Genomic DNA, 15908 nt, shown 5'->3' on the forward strand with positions numbered 1-15908 from the left:
ATTCAAAATACGGCTCAATTGCTTGCGATCGATGTCGTGGCGTGCCGGGCCAGCCAGGTGTGCAGCAGCGCGAAGTTCAAGGAGAACTCCGGCATTTGCAGCAAGGCGCCACAGAACACTTCACCGATGATTTTCTGGATGAGCCGCACCGCCCGCGCGTCGCCCAGCAGTGTGGCGAGGTCTTTGCTCAGGACGTTGAAGCTCCAGACCTTCTGGTTCAGGTCCAGGCCGACGAACCAGCGGAACAGCAGGTTGTAGTTGAGTTGTTCGTAGAGTTGCTGCTCGCTGGGCACCGAATAGAGCAGTTGCAGCAGGAGGATATGCATGGCGGTTTGCGGTGCGATCAACATCTGGGCACCAGCGTTGAGGCCCTGCAACACATCGCGATGGTCATCCAGCAGGTCGTCGATCTGCGGACGCAGCAAGACCAGTGAATGGCCTTGCGGAATGTAGCTGGACACTTCCTTGAGCGCGCCTTGCCAGTCATCCTGGGAAACGATCCAGACCCACGGCGCGCCGTAGCGATACACCGAGACCGGCTGCTTGCGCGCCGCCTCGACGATCTTCGACAGCCGCTGGTCAAGCTCCTGCATGCCCACTTTCGAATAACGTTCCATAGTCCCCATCGCCTCACTCCCGGCTTCGCGCCCCGGCTCCAAAACGACCTTGCAGGCCCCCTTGAACACGTCACACAGGCATGACGGGAATGGCGATGTGCTACCGAACTTTTGTCATGAAAGCTTCATTTTGGAGAGACCAGGGAGATGCCCAGACTTGGGGCGACTGGAGGATTTTTGTGGGAGCGGGCTTGCTCGCGAAAGCGGTGGATCTGTTTGCATCGATGTTGGATGGGCTGCCGCCATCGCGGGCAAGCCTTGCTCCCACAGTGGTTCTCGGGTGGATACAAGGTTTGCTGTCCACCACCAGATTCCATGTGGGAGCGGGCTTGCTCGCGAAAGCGGTGGATCTGTTTGCATCGATGTTGGATGGGCTGCCGCCATCGCGGGCAAGCCTTGCTCCCACAGGGGTTCTCGGGTGGATACAAGGTTTGCTGTCCACCACCAGATTCCATGTGGGAGCGGGCTTGCTCGCGAAAGCGGTGGATCTGTTTGCATCGATGTTGGATGGGCTGCCGCCATCGCGGGCAAGCCTTGCTCCCACAGGGGTTCTCGGGTGGATACAAGGTTTGCTGTCCACCACCAGATTCCATGTGGGAGCGGGCTTGCTCGCGAAAGCGGTGGATCTGTTTGCATCGATGTTGGATGGGCTGCCGCCATCGCGGGCAAGCCTTGCTCCCACAGAGGTTCTCGGGTGGATACAAGGTTTGCTGTCCACCACCAGATTCCATGTGGGATCGGGTGTTGGCGATGAAGCCTGCCGTTATTGGTGCTGCACCTGCACCATCGAGCTTACCTGCACCCTCGCCTGCATCTGTTCCGCTCCGCCACCCCGGCGCATGCCGCGTACCGGGCAGGCGTCGAGGTAGTCCAGGCCGACCGCCAGTTTCAGGTGGCGGTCGGGAAGGGTCAGGCGGTTGGTCACGTCGAAGCTGTACCAGCCATCGTCCAGCCAGGCTTCCGCCCAGGCGTGGCTCGCCAGGTGGCTTTCATCTTCGGTGCACAAATAGCCGGAAACATAGCGCGCAGGAATGCCCAGGCTGCGGGCGCAGGCGAGGAATGCGTGAGTATGGTCCTGGCACACCCCCGTTCCACCGGCAAACGCCTCGGCAGCGGTGCTGTTGACCGCCGTCGTGCCGGGGCTGTAGGGCATCCGCGCCGCCAAACCATTCATCAGATCGGTCAAGGCCGAACGATCGCGCCGGCCAGCGCATTGCTCGACGGCGAAGGCGCTGAGGGTCTCATCCGCCTGGGTCAGGCGACTGGTGCGCAAGAAAGGCAGCGGCGACTGGTTGTCCGGTTCCATCGCGATGGACTGATGGATTTCCACCTCGCCATAAGCCGTCAGTACCAAGGCGCCGTGGGGCTCGTCCATGGTCATCACATGCAAGATGTTGCCATAGGGATCAATCTGGCTGCGTACCAGTCGCGGCAGCTCCAGGTGCCATTCCAGGATGCGCTGGCGCTGAGTGTCCCGGGGCGTCAGGCGCAGGAACTGGATGCTGGTGCAGACTTCATCGGCGTAGCTGTAGGTCGTGTCATGGCGTATGGATAGTTTCATACGACCTCCAGGTAAGACTCATGGACGGTCTGGCCCAAGTGGCGGATCTGCCCAATCAAGTCGGTCAACCATTGATGCAGGCCCGACGCCAGGATCTCATCGATCCCCGAATAACGCAGGCGCGCATTCAGCTCGGCGGCCAGGCGTTGCGCTGGCCGGCCGTTGTTGCCCGGCAAGCTGGCGAGAATATGGTCCAGCTCCTCGATGCAGGCATGCAGCGAGCGTGGGACGTCAGCACGCAACAGCAACATCTCGGAAACCTGCTCGGCATTGGGCGCATTGCGGTAGATCTCGTTGAACGCCTCGAACGAAGACAACGCGCGCAACAAGGCACTCCACTGGTAATAACCACGGGCCGAGTTGTCGCTGACCTCCTCCGATTCCTCGCCGAACATTTCGTAGCGGGCGTCCAGCAGGCGCAGCGTGTTGTCGGCCCGCTCGATAAAGGTGCCCAGGCGAATGAAGCAGTAGGCATCGTTGCGCATGATCGTGCCCGACGTCGCGCCACGGAACAGGTGCGAGCGCTCCTTGACCCACTCGCAGAAATGGCTGATGCCGTAGCGCCCCAGGCCGTTGCTGGCGATGTTGCGCATTTCCAGCCAGGTGGCGTTGATGTTCTCCCACATGTCGGCGGTGATGCGCCCGCGCACGGCATGGGCATTGGTCCGCGCGGCCCGCAGGCAGCTGTAGATACTGCCGGGGTTGGTTTCATCCAGCGCGAAGAAATGCAGCATGCGCTCGGTGTTGAGCGCGTCATAACGGGCGTTGTAATCGTCCAGCGTACCGGCCGCCAGCAGCGACATCGCCAGCTCGGCATGGCCATCGCTGCGCCCGGCCTGGGGCATCAGCGACAACGAATAGCTGACTTCGAGCATGCGCGCCAGGTTCTCGGCGCGCTCCAGGTAGCGGGACATCCAATAGAGGTCCGAAGCAGTTCTTGAAAGCATGTCTTAGTCCTCCACTACCCAAGTGTCTTTGGTGCCACCGCCCTGGGACGAGTTCACCACCAGCGAGCCTTCGCGCAGCGCCACGCGGGTCAGCCCGCCGGGCACCAGGCGCGTTTCCTTGCCCGACAGCACGAACGGACGCAGGTCGATGTGGCGCGGCGCGATGCCGCTCTCGACAAAGGTCGGGCACGTGGACAGGCTCAAGGTTGGCTGGGCGATGTAGGCTTCAGGACGGGCCTTGAGGCGTGCGCGGAAATCTTCGATCTCCGCCGCGCTGGCGGCCGGCCCGACCAGCATGCCGTAGCCGCCGGAGCCCTGGGTTTCCTTGACCACCAGATCCGGCAGGTTGGCCAGCACATGGGACAGGTCCTGAGGCTTGCGACACTGCCAGGTGGGCACGTTCTTCAGGATCGGTTCTTCGGTGAGGTAGAAGCGGATCATCTCGTCAACGTAGGGGTAGATCGATTTGTCATCAGCCACGCCCGTGCCGACCGCGTTCGCCAGCACCACATTGCCCGCGCGGTACACAGCGATCAGCCCGGGCACGCCCAGCATCGAATCGGGGTTGAACGACAGCGGGTCGAGGTAGGCATCGTCGAGACGACGATAAATCACGTCCACCTGCCGTGGGCCGGCGGTGGTGCGCATGTAGACATGGTCGTCACGCACGAACAGGTCCGCGCCCTCTACCAGCTCCACGCCCATTTCACGGGCCAGGAACGCGTGCTCGAAATAGGCACTGTTGAAGCGCCCCGGGGTCAGCACCACGGCGGTGGGGTTCTCGAGGGGGCTTGAGCTCTTGAGGGTGTCGAGCAGCAGGTTCGGGTAATGATCGATGGGAGCCACGCGTTGGGCGGCGAAGAGCTCGGGGAACAGGCGCATCATCATCTTGCGGTCTTCGAGCATGTAGCTCACGCCGCTGGGGGTACGCAGGTTGTCCTCCAGCACGTAGTAGCTGCCGTCACCGTCGCGAACCAGGTCGACACCGGCGATATGGGCGTAAATGCCGCGGTGCAGGTTCAGGCCCTGCATCGCAATCTGATACCCCTCGTTGGCGAGCACCTGTTCGGGAGGAATGATGCCTTCCTTGAGGATGTGCTGCCCATGGTAGATGTCGGCCAGGAACATGTTCAGGGCCTGGACCCGCTGAATGCAGCCACGCTCGACCATCTGCCATTCGCTGGCCTTGATGCTGCGCGGGATGATGTCGAACGGAATCAACCGCTCGGTGCCCTGCTCGTCCCCGTAGAGGGTGAAAGTGATACCGGCTCGATGGAACAGCAGGTCGGCTTCGCGGCGGCGTTGCTCTAGCAGCTCAAGCGGTGTGTCCGCCAGCCAGCGCGAGAAGGCTTGGTAATGCGGGCGGCAGTCACCCTTGGCGTCATACATTTCATTAAAAAAAGCGTGGGGCATAGCCAACTCCCAGCCGCGTTCTACACGGCATTTCTTATCACTTCGTCATTCCGACGGTTCGGCCTTGCCTTGCTTTGAGCCCTGCTTTATTGAGTGCGGTCCTGGGATTCCCCTCTGTTTCTTCATGGATGGTGTGTCCAGGCCTGGGAGGCCGGCTTTTCAATGCTTAGCAAAGGGTGTGCCTAAGCGTCACGGCGTCACACCCTGAATAGAAAAAGTATTGCAAAACCACTAAAAGGCGAAATTATTTTTCGATCTAGCGACATTAACGACCATAAATGCGGGCGCCCTTTCTCTCGAACGCGGCTTGAACGGTTCTTGAGCGGGTGGAATGGGACAGCCTTGCCCCACAAGAGGGAAGTTTTTACTCATTCATCCACGGCTGACCCTTCACGCGCCGCGCTCAACCCCAGGCAGTGAAAACCTGAACGCACTGCAACGTTGCAGGAAAATGCACGGATTCATACCCGCCGCCCCAGCTTGAAGCAGCACGGCCGTTCACCTCAAGTCAATGCGCCCTCGACACTGGCGACGATCATCTCCAGGTCTGTGGGCAGGTAACCTCGCTTGACCACCAGGTTTTCCTCTCGGCCTCGCGCCCTCCAGGTAGGCAGTTCGGCCACCGGGATGCGCTGGTAGAGAAGATTGGTATTGGTCGCCCCGGTCCATTTGGTCGTTCGCGCGATCTGCTCGTTGCCGGCGTTTTCGATGAATCGAGTGCGCATGCCCAGCAAGGCCGCGGCATCCATCGCACCGCTGCGCATGCCCAGGTGCACCAGTTTGCAATTCCATTCGGCACTTTTCATGCGCAGGAAAATGGCATATTCGGCAGCACGGTTCGGCCCGATGATTTTCTGGTTGGGGTTGCCGTTGTCCAACTTCCAATACTCACCCCAGACCTGAAGATTGGCTCGGGACACGAGACCGTCAGCTTGGTCGAGTTGACCCAGGTGGGTCGTCAGCTTCACGTTGAGGTCCCGGTTGGTCCTCGGGCGTCCGACCACGATGACGTTCCGACCTTTTTCAACAGCCGGTGACACACCTGCCCCAACCCCGTCCAACTGTCGTCCAACTCCGGATGGGCACCGCCGTCCTTGCCGCTGAAGCGGGTCCAGACAATGACGTAGCTCTGGCCCTTGACCACCCCTTTGAGCCCCAGGAACTTGTCGAGGCGATACGCCCAGTAGCGATTGGTATTTGGATCGACATTGTCCCACTTGGCGATGCTGCCCTTGCCGTCGCCACTGAGCACCGACGCTGCGACATCGGTGGTGGCGCCGCCCACGGGGCACAATTTTGCACCGTTGGCGACGCCGGCCAGGAATCCCAGTACCGCGTCGGTGAAGGGTGGCAGCGCACTTTTATTGATCCTGGCGTCGACCACCAGGCGACACGTCTCGCAGGCAGCCTTGGCATCGGTGACCAACACCGGCAGCAACCGAGCGGCCTTTACCCCACAGGAAGTGCCATAGAACTTGACCAGCCGCTTGGCCGCCGCCTCGTCAGCGGCCGCGTAGAGCAAGATCAGTCGTGAGCTGGGGTCATGGCGCAACGCCGCGCCGACAGCGAACTGATCACCCGACATGTACGCGCCCTGGTAGTAATAAGTGCACTTCTGACCGACGAATTGCGCCGGTGTGTTTTTCCGCGCATCGGTGAACAGCGAGCCACCTGTGGCATTCGCCTCGTCCAGCATGTCCTGGTACTTGCGTTTGTCCTGGTCCCGCAAATAAAGCGCCAGGGCATCCAGACACTGGTTGATGCTTTGATTGGCCTCGGCCAATGGAGTGGCCCCCACCCGCCACTTGAGGGGAAAGGCCTGAGCGGGCTGCGCCAGCGCCTGCGCGGCCGCCTGGGTCGTCGGAAAGCGAACCTGCAGATCGCTCCCCAGGAAACGCTTGATAAGGGCTTCGTGGGGTTTGAGCGTCTCGTAAGTTGGGCTCATCAACGACCAGGCGGTGATTGAGATATCGGCGACTTCGAAGGGCATCCTTCCTCCCCCGGGACACGTTGCAGGGTTATCCGAAAACAATCGGGTGTCCGCGCACCAAGCGTAGACCAATTCCCCTTGGGTCGCGGGCAAGCTGCCTTCGGTCGCCTCCCGAACACAAACTCGCCGTGGGGATTTGCGCCTTCAGTATTATGGTATACCATCATACGCAAAGACCTAATCACCCACCCAGGGAGCAGCTCATGAGTTTCGAAATTCGCAAGATCGTCAGCTATGTCGAAGAAACCTTTATCGAAGGCGGCAAGGCCACCGACAAACCGGTGACCATGGTCGGGTTGGCGGTGGTAATGAAAAACCCTTGGCTGGGTCGCGGTTTCGTCGAAGACCTGAAGCCGGAAATCCGCGCCAACTGCTCCGACCTCGGCGCGCTGATGGTCGAGCGCCTGGTGAGCATCATCGGCGGCGCCGAGAAGATCGAAGCTTATGGCAAGGCCGCTGTGGTGGGCGCCGACGGCGAAATCGAGCACGCCTCCGCCGTGATCCACACCCTGCGCTTCGGCAACCATTACCGCGAAGCGGTCAAGGCCAAGAGCTACCTGAGCTTCACCAACAAGCGCGGCGGCCCTGGCACCTCGATTCAGATCCCGATGATGCACAAGGACGACGAAGGCCTGCGTTCGCACTACATCACCCTGGAAATGCAAATTGAAGACGCCCCGCGCGCCGACGAAATCGTCGTGGTGCTGGGCTGCGCCGATGGCGGCCGCCTGCACCCGCGCATCGGCAACCGCTACATCGACCTGGAAGAACTGGCCGCCGAGAATGCGCAGTAATCCAGCCTCGGTAACCACAATAAAAAAGGCATGCAGGAGCGCTCCATGATTCGGCTCACCGCTGAACTCACCCCGGCCGGCACCAGCTACCTGGCAACCGGCCAAGGCCAACCCGTGGTCTTGATCCATGGTGTGGGCCTGAACAAAGAAATGTGGGGCGGCCAGGTCGTTGGCCTGGCCACGCAATACCGTGTAATTGCCTACGACATGCTCGGCCATGGCGCCAGCCCGCGTCCGCAAAGCGGTACCGCGCTGCTGGGCTACGCCGACCAGTTGCTGGAGTTGCTCGATCATTTGCAACTGCCCCAGGCGACGGTGATCGGCTTTTCCATGGGCGGGCTGGTAGCCCGTGCGTTTGCCTTGCATTACCCGCAACGCCTGCAAGGCCTGGTGGTGCTCAACAGTGTGTTCAACCGCAGCACCGAACAGCGCGCCGGGGTCATCGCCCGCACGGCCCAGGCCGCCGAGCATGGGCCGGACGCCAATGCCGAGGCTGCGTTGTCGCGCTGGTTCAGCCGTGAATACCAGGCGGCCAACCCGGCGCAGATTGCCGCGTTGCGCCAGACCCTGGCGCAGAATGATCCCCAGGGCTACCTGACCACCTATGAACTGTTCGCCACCCAGGACATGTACCGCGCCGATGACCTGGGCAATATTCAGGTACCGACGCTGATCGCCACTGGCGAACTGGACCCCGGCTCGACACCGGAAATGGCCCGGCAACTGGCCGAGCGAATTCCCGGCGCCACGGTTGCCGTACTCGCCGAGCAGCGGCATATGATGCCGGTAGAGTCGCCGCGCCTGGTCAACCAGCTGTTGCTGGAATTTCTCGACACAGCAAACGCCCGACAAAACCAAATAAAGGGGATCGTTGCATGACACTCGCACGTTTTTCGATGTGTATCGGCGGTGAATGGGTCGATGCCCTCTCCGGCAAGACCTTCGAAAGTCTGAACCCGGCCCTGGCCCAACCCTGGGCCGAGTTACCCGACGCCGACGAAGCCGATGTCGAGCGCGCCGTCCAGGCGGCACAGAGCGCTTTCGACAGCCCGGCCTGGCGCGGCCTGACCGCCACCGCACGCGGCAAGCTACTACGTCGCCTTGGTGACCTGATCGCCGAGAACAAAGAACAATTGGCCCAGTTGGAAAGCCGCGACAACGGCAAGCTGATCCGTGAAACCCGCGGCCAGGTCGGCTACCTGCCGGAGTTCTTCCACTACACCGCAGGCCTGGCCGACAAGCTCGAAGGCGGCACCCTGCCGCTGGACAAGCCCGACCTGTTTGCCTACACCGTGCACGAAGCCATGGGCGTGGTCGCGGCGATCATTCCCTGGAACAGCCCGCTGTATCTGACGGCGATCAAATTGGCACCGGCACTGGCGGCCGGCAACACCATCGTGATCAAACCATCCGAGCACGCTTCGGCCACCATTCTCGAGCTGGCTCGCCTCGCCCTGGAAGCGGGCATTCCACCGGGTGTGGTCAACGTCGTCACCGGTTACGGCCCGAGCACCGGCGCCGCCCTCACCCGCCATCCGCTGGTGCGCAAGATCGCCTTCACCGGCGGCGCGGCCACCGCTCGCCATGTGGTGCGCAGCAGCGCCGAGAACTTCGCCAAGCTGTCGCTGGAACTGGGCGGCAAGTCGCCAAACATTATCTTTGCCGACGCCGACCTGGACAGTGCGATCAACGGGGCAATTGCCGGGATCTATGCGGCATCCGGCCAGAGCTGCGTGTCCGGCTCACGCCTGCTGGTGCAGGACGAAATCTACGATGAGTTCGTCTCGCGCCTGGTCGAACGGGCCCAGCGCATCCGCATCGGCAACCCGCAGGAAGACGCCAGCGAAATGGGCCCCATGGCCACCGCGCAGCAACTGGCCGTGGTCGAAGGCCTGGTCGCCGACGCCATCGCCGAAGGCGCGCGCCTGCGCACTGGCGGCAAGCGTCCAGAGGATCTCGGGGATGGCTGGTTCTATGAGCCGACACTGTTCGAATGCGACCGCAACTCGATGAAGATCATGCAGGAAGAAGTCTTCGGCCCGGTCGCCTCGGTGATTCGTTTCAAGGACGAAGCCGAAGCCCTGGCGATCGCCAACGACTCGCAATTCGGCCTCGCCGCCGGCATCTGGACCCGCGACCTGGGCCGTGCCCATCGCCTGGCCCGGGATGTGCGCTCGGGCATCATCTGGGTCAACACCTACCGTGCAGTGTCGGCCATGGCGCCCATCGGTGGTTTCAAGAACAGTGGCTATGGACGCGAGAGCGGCATCGATTCGGTGCTGGCCTATACCGAACTGAAAACGGTGTGGATCAACCTGTCCCAGGCGCCTATGCCTGATCCGTTCGTGATGCGCTAGGAGTCCTGAGAAATGATCGAACCCGGTATCTACAAAGAAGTCATGAGCTCCTTCCCGTCCGGCGTCACGGTGGTCACCACCCTGGACCCGGACGGCAATATCGTCGGCATCACCGCCAGCGCCTTCAGCGCGCTGTCGATCGACCCGGCGCTGGTGCTGTTCTGCCCCAACTACGCCTCTGACACCTACCCGGTGCTGCGCGACAGCAAGCAGTTCGCAATCCACTTGCTGTCCGCCGACCAGACCGCCGAAGCCTATGCCTTTGCCGGTAAAGGCAAGGACAAGGCCAAGGGCATCGATTGGCACCTGAGCGACCTGGGCAATCCATTGCTGAGCAAAGCCACGGCGATCATCGAATGCGAGCTGTGGCGCGAATACGATGGCGGCGACCACGCGATCATCGTCGGCGCGGTGAAGAACCTGATCCTGCCTGAACAGCCGGTAACACCGATGATCTACCACAAAGGCAAGCTGGGCCCGCTGCCTGCGCTGGCCTGATGACCATACACATCCCCTGTGGGAGCGAGCTTGCTCGCGATGACGGCAGCACATCCAACATTACTGTGACTGACCCACCGCTATCGCGAGCAAGCTCGCTCCCACAGGTTCATCACTTCTTCAGGGAGTCCGCATGAGCAACGACAAGTACGAACAAGGCCTGAAGATCCGCACCCAGGTGCTGGGCCAGGACTACGTCAACCGCTCCATCGAGAACGCCGACGATTTCACCCGGCCGTTGCAGGAAATGGTCACCGAATATTGCTGGGGCCATGTCTGGGGTCGCGAGGGTTTATCGCTCAAGGAGCGCAGCATGATCAACCTGGCCATGATCTCGGCGCTCAATCGCCCGCACGAACTCAAGCTGCATGTGCGCGGTGCCTTGCGTAACGGCCTGAGTCGTGAGCAAATACGCGAAATTCTGCTTCAGGTCGGTATCTATTGCGGCGTCCCCGCTGCCGTGGACAGTTTCCGGCTTGCCCGTGAAGCCTTCGCCGAAGCCGATGCCGAGGCCTCCAGTCAACCCTCGGCTGTTTGATCTGAACGTGCACGGATGTTGCCCGTTTGGCATGGACAGCCATATTACAGAGCGGACCCCATGAAACGCCTGCCACTCGACGACAGCTTCAAGGTCAATCGCAACCCCGTTACCCTTCGCGAGATCGTGCTGGATAAACTGCGAAGCGCCATCATGAACTTCCAGCTTCTGCCGGGTGATCGCCTGGTCGAACGCGATCTGTGCGATCGCCTGGGTGTGAGCCGCACGTCGGTACGCGAAGCGCTGCGCCACCTGGAATCCGAAGGCCTGGTGGAGTTTGCCGATGCCAAGGGGCCACGGGTCGCCATTATTACTTTGGCCGACGCCGTGGATATCTATGAGCTGCGTTGCGTGCTCGAAGGCCTGATCGTCCAGTTGTTCACCCTGCGGGCCAAGGCCAAGGACATCAAGGCCCTGGAAAAAGCCCTCGCGGAAAACCGCAAGGCCCTCAAGGAGGGCGAACTGCAACAGGTCATCGATTCGGTGCAAGGCTTCTACGACGTATTGCTCGAAGGCTCCGGCAACCATGTCGCCGCCACCCAGTTGCGCCAGTTGCAGGCACGCATCAGCTATTTGCGGGCAACCTCGGTGTCCCAGGAAAACCGTCGCGGCGACAGCAACCAGGAAATGGAACGCATGGTCGAGGCGATCAAGAGCGGCGATCCCCTGGCGGCCCACCAGGCCTGCGTCGACCACGTGCGCGCCGCCGCCAAGGTCGCCCTGGATTACCTCAAGCGCAAACAGGAAGAGACCGGTGAAATCCCCGAGATCATCCCGCCCATCGCCCTCAAAGAACCGCGCATAGGTCGCTAGCCATGTTCAGCCCGAGCTTTTGTCCAAAGTGTGGCGGCAGTGACCTGAGTCATCGCCTGCCAACGGGCGATACCCATGAACGACTGATGTGTGGCGGTTGCGGCTACATCCACTACGTCAACCCGAAGATCATTGCCGGCTGCATCATCGAGCAGGACGGCAAGTACCTGCTGTGCCAGCGCGCCATCCCGCCGCGCCCAGGCACCTGGACACTGCCGGCCGGTTTCATGGAAGGCGGTGAGACCACTGAACAGGCGGCGCTGCGCGAAGTCTGGGAAGAAACCGGCGTACGCGCTGAAATCGTTTCGCCCTACTCGATCTTCAGCGTGCCGAAGATCAGCGAGGTGTACATCATCTTCCGCGCCATCGCACTGGAGATCACTGGCCAGTTCGGCCCGGAAACCCTCGCCTGCCAATTCTTCGCCCCCGAAGACATTCCCTGGGACAGCATCTACTACCCGGCCATCCGGCAGATCCTCGAACGTTATATCGAGGAACGCCAGGCCGGGGTCTATGGCATCTACATGGGCAACGACGACAGCGGCAAGATTCACTTTATCCGCTGACGTATCTCAGGGCGCCACACCCTCGACAATGATCACCTCGGCTCGGGCCACGCCTTCGCGATGGTGCTTGGCCTCCTGATACTGCGCCGAGTGATAGCAGGCCAGCGCCTGTTCGTAGGAGTCGAACTCTATCACCACGCTGCGCTGCGGCGTGGGCCTGCCCTCCATCGCTTCGCTACGCCCGCCCCGGGCCAACATCCGACCGCCATACAAGGCAAACGCCGCCGGCGCCCGTTGGGTGTATTGGCTGTATTGATCGGGGTCGGTGACATCCACATGAGCAATCCAGTACGCCTTCATAGTGACCTCTCGGTTTGTTTTGTATTATGGTATACCACAACAACATTCCAGCAAGCCCCATCAAAACAAAGAGAGCCCGCCATGGCCTTTAACAGCATTCAGGAAATCATCGAAGACTACCGCCTGGGCAAGATGGTGTTGCTGGTGGATGACGAAGATCGGGAAAACGAAGGCGACCTGTTGCTGGCCGCCGACTGTTGCAATGCCCAGGCCATCAGCTTCATGGCCCGCGAAGCGCGCGGATTGATTTGCCTGACCCTGACCGACGAACACTGTCAGCGCCTGGGCCTTGAGCAAATGGTGCCGAGTAACGGCAGCGTGTTCAGCACCGCGTTCACCGTGTCCATCGAGGCCGCCGCCGGCGTGACCACCGGTATTTGCGCCGCCGACCGGGCGCGCACTGTCGCCGCCGCCGTGGCCGCCGATGCGGGGCCCAGCGACATCGTGCAGCCGGGGCATATCTTCCCGCTGCGAGCCAAGGAAGGCGGTGTGCTGACCCGCGCCGGACACACCGAGGCCGGTTGCGATCTGGCGCGCCTGGCAGGTTTCACACCAGCGTCGGTGATCGTCGAAGTGATGAACGATGACGGCACCATGGCCCGTCGGCCGGACCTGGAGATTTTCGCCCGCAAGCACGGGATCAAGATCGGTACCATCGCCGACCTGATCCACTACCGCTTGAGCACCGAGCACACCGTGGTGCGCATTGGTGAACGGGAACTGCCTACAGTGCATGGCACTTTCCGCCTGTTCACCTTCGAAGACCGCATCGAAGGTGGCGTGCACATGGCGATGGTGATGGGTGAGATTCGCCGGGATGAGCCGACGCTGGTGCGCGTACATGTGATCGACCCGCTGCGGGACCTGGTCGGGGCCGAATACAACGGCCCTTCCAATTGGACGCTGTGGGCGGCCCTGCAGCGGGTGGCCGAAGAAGGTCGCGGCGTGGTGGTCGTGCTGGCCAACCACGAATCCTCCCAGGCGCTACTCGAGCGCGTGCCGCAACTGATCCAGCCACCACGACAGTTCAGCCGGTCGCAATCGCGCATCTATTCTGAAGTGGGCACCGGGGCGCAGATTCTGCAGGACCTGGGGGTGGGCAAATTGCGCCACCTGGGACCACCGCTCAAGTACGCGGGGTTGACGGGGTATGACTTGGAGGTAGTGGAGAGCATTCCCTTCACCGGATAAACCCTAGGCAACACCCAAATCCCCTGTGGGAGCGAGCTTGCTCGCGATAGCAATGGACCTGCCAACCTAAATGTTGACTGACACACCGCTATCGCGAGCAAGCTCGCTCCCACAGAGTTCGCCCCAGGAATAACAGGGAAAAGTTCGCCCCAGACAGATAGCCGGTACGGCAAAATGCTTGCAGAAAGTTTGGAATACCATAATATGATATTCCATAGACCGAACACTTCAGCCAAGTGCCCCCGAGAGGGAAAGTACAAACAAGAGCCCTTGGCACGGTCGCCTTTAAGGCCAGATGGACCTACTGCTCCCGATAGGCGGGCGACAAAAGCCCGCTCAAAAACACAACAATGAGGGCGTGAAAATGGTGTTGAAGAAAAGTGCAGCCGCAATTCTTTTTGCCGGCCTGCTGAGTGTCACCAGCCAGGCGACGATGGCCGCTGAAAGCGTCAACTTCGTCAGTTGGGGCGGCAGCACCCAGGACGCGCAGAAGCAGGCCTGGGCCGACCCGTTCAGCAAGGCCAGCGGCATCACCGTGGTCCAGGATGGCCCCACCGACTATGGCAAGCTCAAGGCCATGGTCGAAAGCGGCAACGTGCAGTGGGACGTGGTCGACGTCGAAGCAGACTTCGCCCTGCGCGCCGCCGCCGAAGGCCTGCTCGAACCCCTGGACTTTTCGGTCATCCAGCGCGACAAGATCGACCCGCGCTTCGTCTCCGACCACGGCGTCGGCTCGTTCTACTTCTCGTTCGTCCTCGGCTACAACGAAGGCAAGCTCGGTTCCGGCAAGCCCCAGGACTGGACCGCACTGTTCGATACCAAGACCTACCCCGGCAAACGCGCCCTGTACAAATGGCCTAGCCCCGGTGTGCTTGAGCTGGCCCTGTTGGCTGACGGCGTCGCGGCAGACAAGCTCTATCCGCTGGACCTGGACCGCGCTTTCAAGAAACTCGACACCATCAAGAAAGACATCGTCTGGTGGGGCGGCGGCGCCCAGTCCCAGCAGTTGCTCGCTTCCGGCGAGGCCAGCATCGGGCAGTTCTGGAACGGTCGCATCTATGCCTTGCAACAGGACGGCGCACCCGTCGGCGTAAGCTGGAAGCAGAACCTGGTCATGGCCGACATCCTGGTCATTCCAAAGGGTTCGAAAAACAAGGCCGCAGCCATGAAATTCCTGGCCAACGCCAGCAGCGCCAAAGGCCAGGCCGACTTTTCCAACCTGACCGCCTATGCCCCGGTCAACGTCGACAGCGTCGCACGCCTGGATTCGGTGCTCGCCCCCAACCTGCCGACCGCCTACGCCAAGGATCAGATCACGCTTGATTTCGCGTACTGGGCCAAGAACGGTCAGGACATCGCGACACGGTGGAACGAATGGCTGGTCAAATAAAAATGTCGGCAACGGCAACCCGACACACCGGAGGCGCCGCTGGCGCAGCCGGTGTGGTAACCACCAAGGCCGTTGCGCCACAAGCGCCGTCGCTGATGCAGCGCTGGCGCGGGGCCGGCAACCTGCTCCCCGCCTTGCTGTTCCTCGGCCTGTTCTTCCTGGCGCCGCTGATCGGCCTGCTGCTGCGCGGCGTGTTGGAGCCGGTGCCTGGGTTGGGCAACTACGAGCAACTGTTCGCCAACTCAGCCTACGCCCGGGTGTTGTTCAACACCTTTTCGGTGGCCGGGCTGGTGACGTTGTTCAGCCTGCTGCTGGGTTTCCCCCTGGCCTGGGCCATCACCCTGGTGCCCCGTGGCTGGGGGCGCTGGATGCTGAACATCGTGCTGCTGTCGATGTGGACCAGCCTGCTGGCCCGCACCTACTCCTGGCTGGTGCTGCTGCAAGCCTCCGGGGTGGTGAACAAGGCGTTGATGGCGCTGGGCATCATCGACCAGCCGCTGGAGATGGTGCACAACCTCACCGGCGTGGTGATCGGCATGAGCTACATCATGATCCCGTTCATCGTCCTGCCGTTGCAGGCGACCATGCAGGCCATCGACCCGATGATCCTGCAGGCCGGTTCGATTTGCGGCGCCAGCCCCTGGACCAACTTCTTCCGGGTATTCCTGCCGCTGTGCCGGCCGGGGCTGTTCTCCGGTGGGCTGATGGTGTTCGTGATGTCCCTCGGTTACTACGTGACCCCGGCACTGCTGGGCGGCGCGCAGAACATGATGCTGCCTGAATTCATCATCCAGCAGGTGCAGTCGTTCCTCAATTGGGGCCTGGCCAGCGCCGGTGCAGCCTTGTTGGTGGCGATCACCCTGGTGTTGTTCTACTTCTACCTGAAGCTCCAGCCGGAATCCCCGGTGGGTGCCAGCAACGCGAGGTAAGCCG

The 15908-nt window shown here is 61.6% G+C and carries 17 protein-coding genes; 10 read left to right on the forward strand and 7 right to left on the reverse strand.

The window, feature by feature from the left end; translation table 11 throughout:
* Window positions 1-14 precede the first annotated feature (14 nt).
* From AB4O09_RS16325 to AB4O09_RS16350, 6 genes are all read right to left on the reverse strand, one after another.
* Window positions 15-617 (reverse strand): transposase, encoded by a 603-nt coding sequence (locus tag AB4O09_RS16325; protein ID WP_003201705.1) that lies wholly within the window; start codon window positions 615-617, stop codon window positions 15-17.
* Window positions 618-1380: 763 nt separating this feature from the next.
* The gene (locus tag AB4O09_RS16330) at window positions 1381-2178 is read right to left on the reverse strand and encodes a transglutaminase family protein (protein WP_003201701.1); all 798 of its coding nucleotides are present in this window, start codon (window positions 2176-2178) and stop codon (window positions 1381-1383) included.
* The gene (locus tag AB4O09_RS16335; protein WP_003201699.1) at window positions 2175-3125 is read right to left on the reverse strand and encodes an alpha-E domain-containing protein; all 951 of its coding nucleotides are present in this window, start codon (window positions 3123-3125) and stop codon (window positions 2175-2177) included. The genes AB4O09_RS16330 and AB4O09_RS16335 overlap by 4 nt, the downstream gene beginning before the upstream one ends.
* A gap of 3 nt (window positions 3126-3128) precedes the next feature.
* Window positions 3129-4538 (reverse strand): circularly permuted type 2 ATP-grasp protein, encoded by a 1410-nt coding sequence (locus AB4O09_RS16340; protein ID WP_003201697.1) that lies wholly within the window; start codon window positions 4536-4538, stop codon window positions 3129-3131.
* Window positions 4539-5041: 503 nt separating this feature from the next.
* Window positions 5042-5506, reverse strand: a complete 465-nt coding sequence (locus tag AB4O09_RS16345; RefSeq protein WP_460107205.1) for a hypothetical protein — start codon at window positions 5504-5506, stop codon at window positions 5042-5044.
* On the reverse strand, window positions 5503-6528 hold the full coding sequence (locus tag AB4O09_RS16350) for a hypothetical protein (protein ID WP_460107207.1): 1026 nt from the start codon (window positions 6526-6528) through the stop codon (window positions 5503-5505). Before AB4O09_RS16350 ends, AB4O09_RS16345 begins: the two co-directional genes overlap by 4 nt.
* A 203-nt stretch (window positions 6529-6731) precedes the next feature.
* Here AB4O09_RS16350 and AB4O09_RS16355 point away from each other — a divergent pair, with 203 nt between their 5' ends.
* From AB4O09_RS16355 to AB4O09_RS16385, 7 genes are all read left to right on the forward strand, one after another.
* Window positions 6732-7322 (forward strand): amino acid synthesis family protein, encoded by a 591-nt coding sequence (locus AB4O09_RS16355; protein WP_003201692.1) that lies wholly within the window; start codon window positions 6732-6734, stop codon window positions 7320-7322.
* A 45-nt stretch (window positions 7323-7367) separates the two neighbouring features.
* On the forward strand, window positions 7368-8201 hold the full coding sequence (locus tag AB4O09_RS16360) for an alpha/beta fold hydrolase (RefSeq protein ID WP_013693318.1): 834 nt from the start codon (window positions 7368-7370) through the stop codon (window positions 8199-8201).
* Window positions 8198-9679 carry an aldehyde dehydrogenase gene (locus AB4O09_RS16365; protein WP_003201689.1) on the forward strand — a complete coding sequence of 494 codons (1482 nt, stop codon included), beginning with the start codon at window positions 8198-8200 and terminating at the stop codon, window positions 9677-9679. Before AB4O09_RS16360 ends, AB4O09_RS16365 begins: the two co-directional genes overlap by 4 nt.
* Window positions 9680-9691: 12 nt before the next feature.
* A complete protein-coding gene (locus tag AB4O09_RS16370) occupies window positions 9692-10177 on the forward strand; it encodes a flavin reductase family protein (RefSeq protein ID WP_003201687.1) in 486 nt (161 codons plus the stop codon).
* 133 nt (window positions 10178-10310) lie between these two features.
* Complete coding sequence (locus AB4O09_RS16375) at window positions 10311-10715, forward strand: carboxymuconolactone decarboxylase family protein (RefSeq protein ID WP_003201685.1); 405 nt, start codon at window positions 10311-10313, stop codon at window positions 10713-10715.
* Between the two features lie 60 nt (window positions 10716-10775).
* Complete coding sequence (locus AB4O09_RS16380) at window positions 10776-11528, forward strand: GntR family transcriptional regulator (RefSeq protein WP_003201683.1); 753 nt, start codon at window positions 10776-10778, stop codon at window positions 11526-11528.
* 2 nt (window positions 11529-11530) lie between these two features.
* Window positions 11531-12094: an NUDIX hydrolase gene (locus AB4O09_RS16385; protein ID WP_038859623.1), complete on the forward strand. Its 564-nt coding sequence runs from the start codon at window positions 11531-11533 to the stop codon at window positions 12092-12094.
* A 6-nt stretch (window positions 12095-12100) separates the two neighbouring features.
* On the opposite strand, the gene AB4O09_RS16390 is transcribed toward AB4O09_RS16385, so the two are convergent.
* Window positions 12101-12394: a DUF1330 domain-containing protein gene (locus tag AB4O09_RS16390; RefSeq protein ID WP_028237713.1), complete on the reverse strand. Its 294-nt coding sequence runs from the start codon at window positions 12392-12394 to the stop codon at window positions 12101-12103.
* Window positions 12395-12475: 81 nt separating this feature from the next.
* Here AB4O09_RS16390 and ribBA point away from each other — a divergent pair, with 81 nt between their 5' ends.
* From ribBA to AB4O09_RS16405, 3 genes are all read left to right on the forward strand, one after another.
* Window positions 12476-13585 carry a bifunctional 3,4-dihydroxy-2-butanone-4-phosphate synthase/GTP cyclohydrolase II gene (gene ribBA / locus AB4O09_RS16395; protein ID WP_028237712.1) on the forward strand — a complete coding sequence of 370 codons (1110 nt, stop codon included), beginning with the start codon at window positions 12476-12478 and terminating at the stop codon, window positions 13583-13585.
* A gap of 364 nt (window positions 13586-13949) precedes the next feature.
* Window positions 13950-14975, forward strand: coding sequence for an ABC transporter substrate-binding protein (locus AB4O09_RS16400; protein ID WP_013693317.1), 1026 nt, complete (start codon window positions 13950-13952; stop codon window positions 14973-14975).
* Complete coding sequence (locus tag AB4O09_RS16405; protein ID WP_013693316.1) at window positions 14960-15904, forward strand: ABC transporter permease; 945 nt, start codon at window positions 14960-14962, stop codon at window positions 15902-15904. Before AB4O09_RS16400 ends, AB4O09_RS16405 begins: the two co-directional genes overlap by 16 nt.
* Window positions 15905-15908 lie beyond the last annotated feature (4 nt).

Source organism: Pseudomonas sp. H1_F01 (assembly GCF_054681425.1).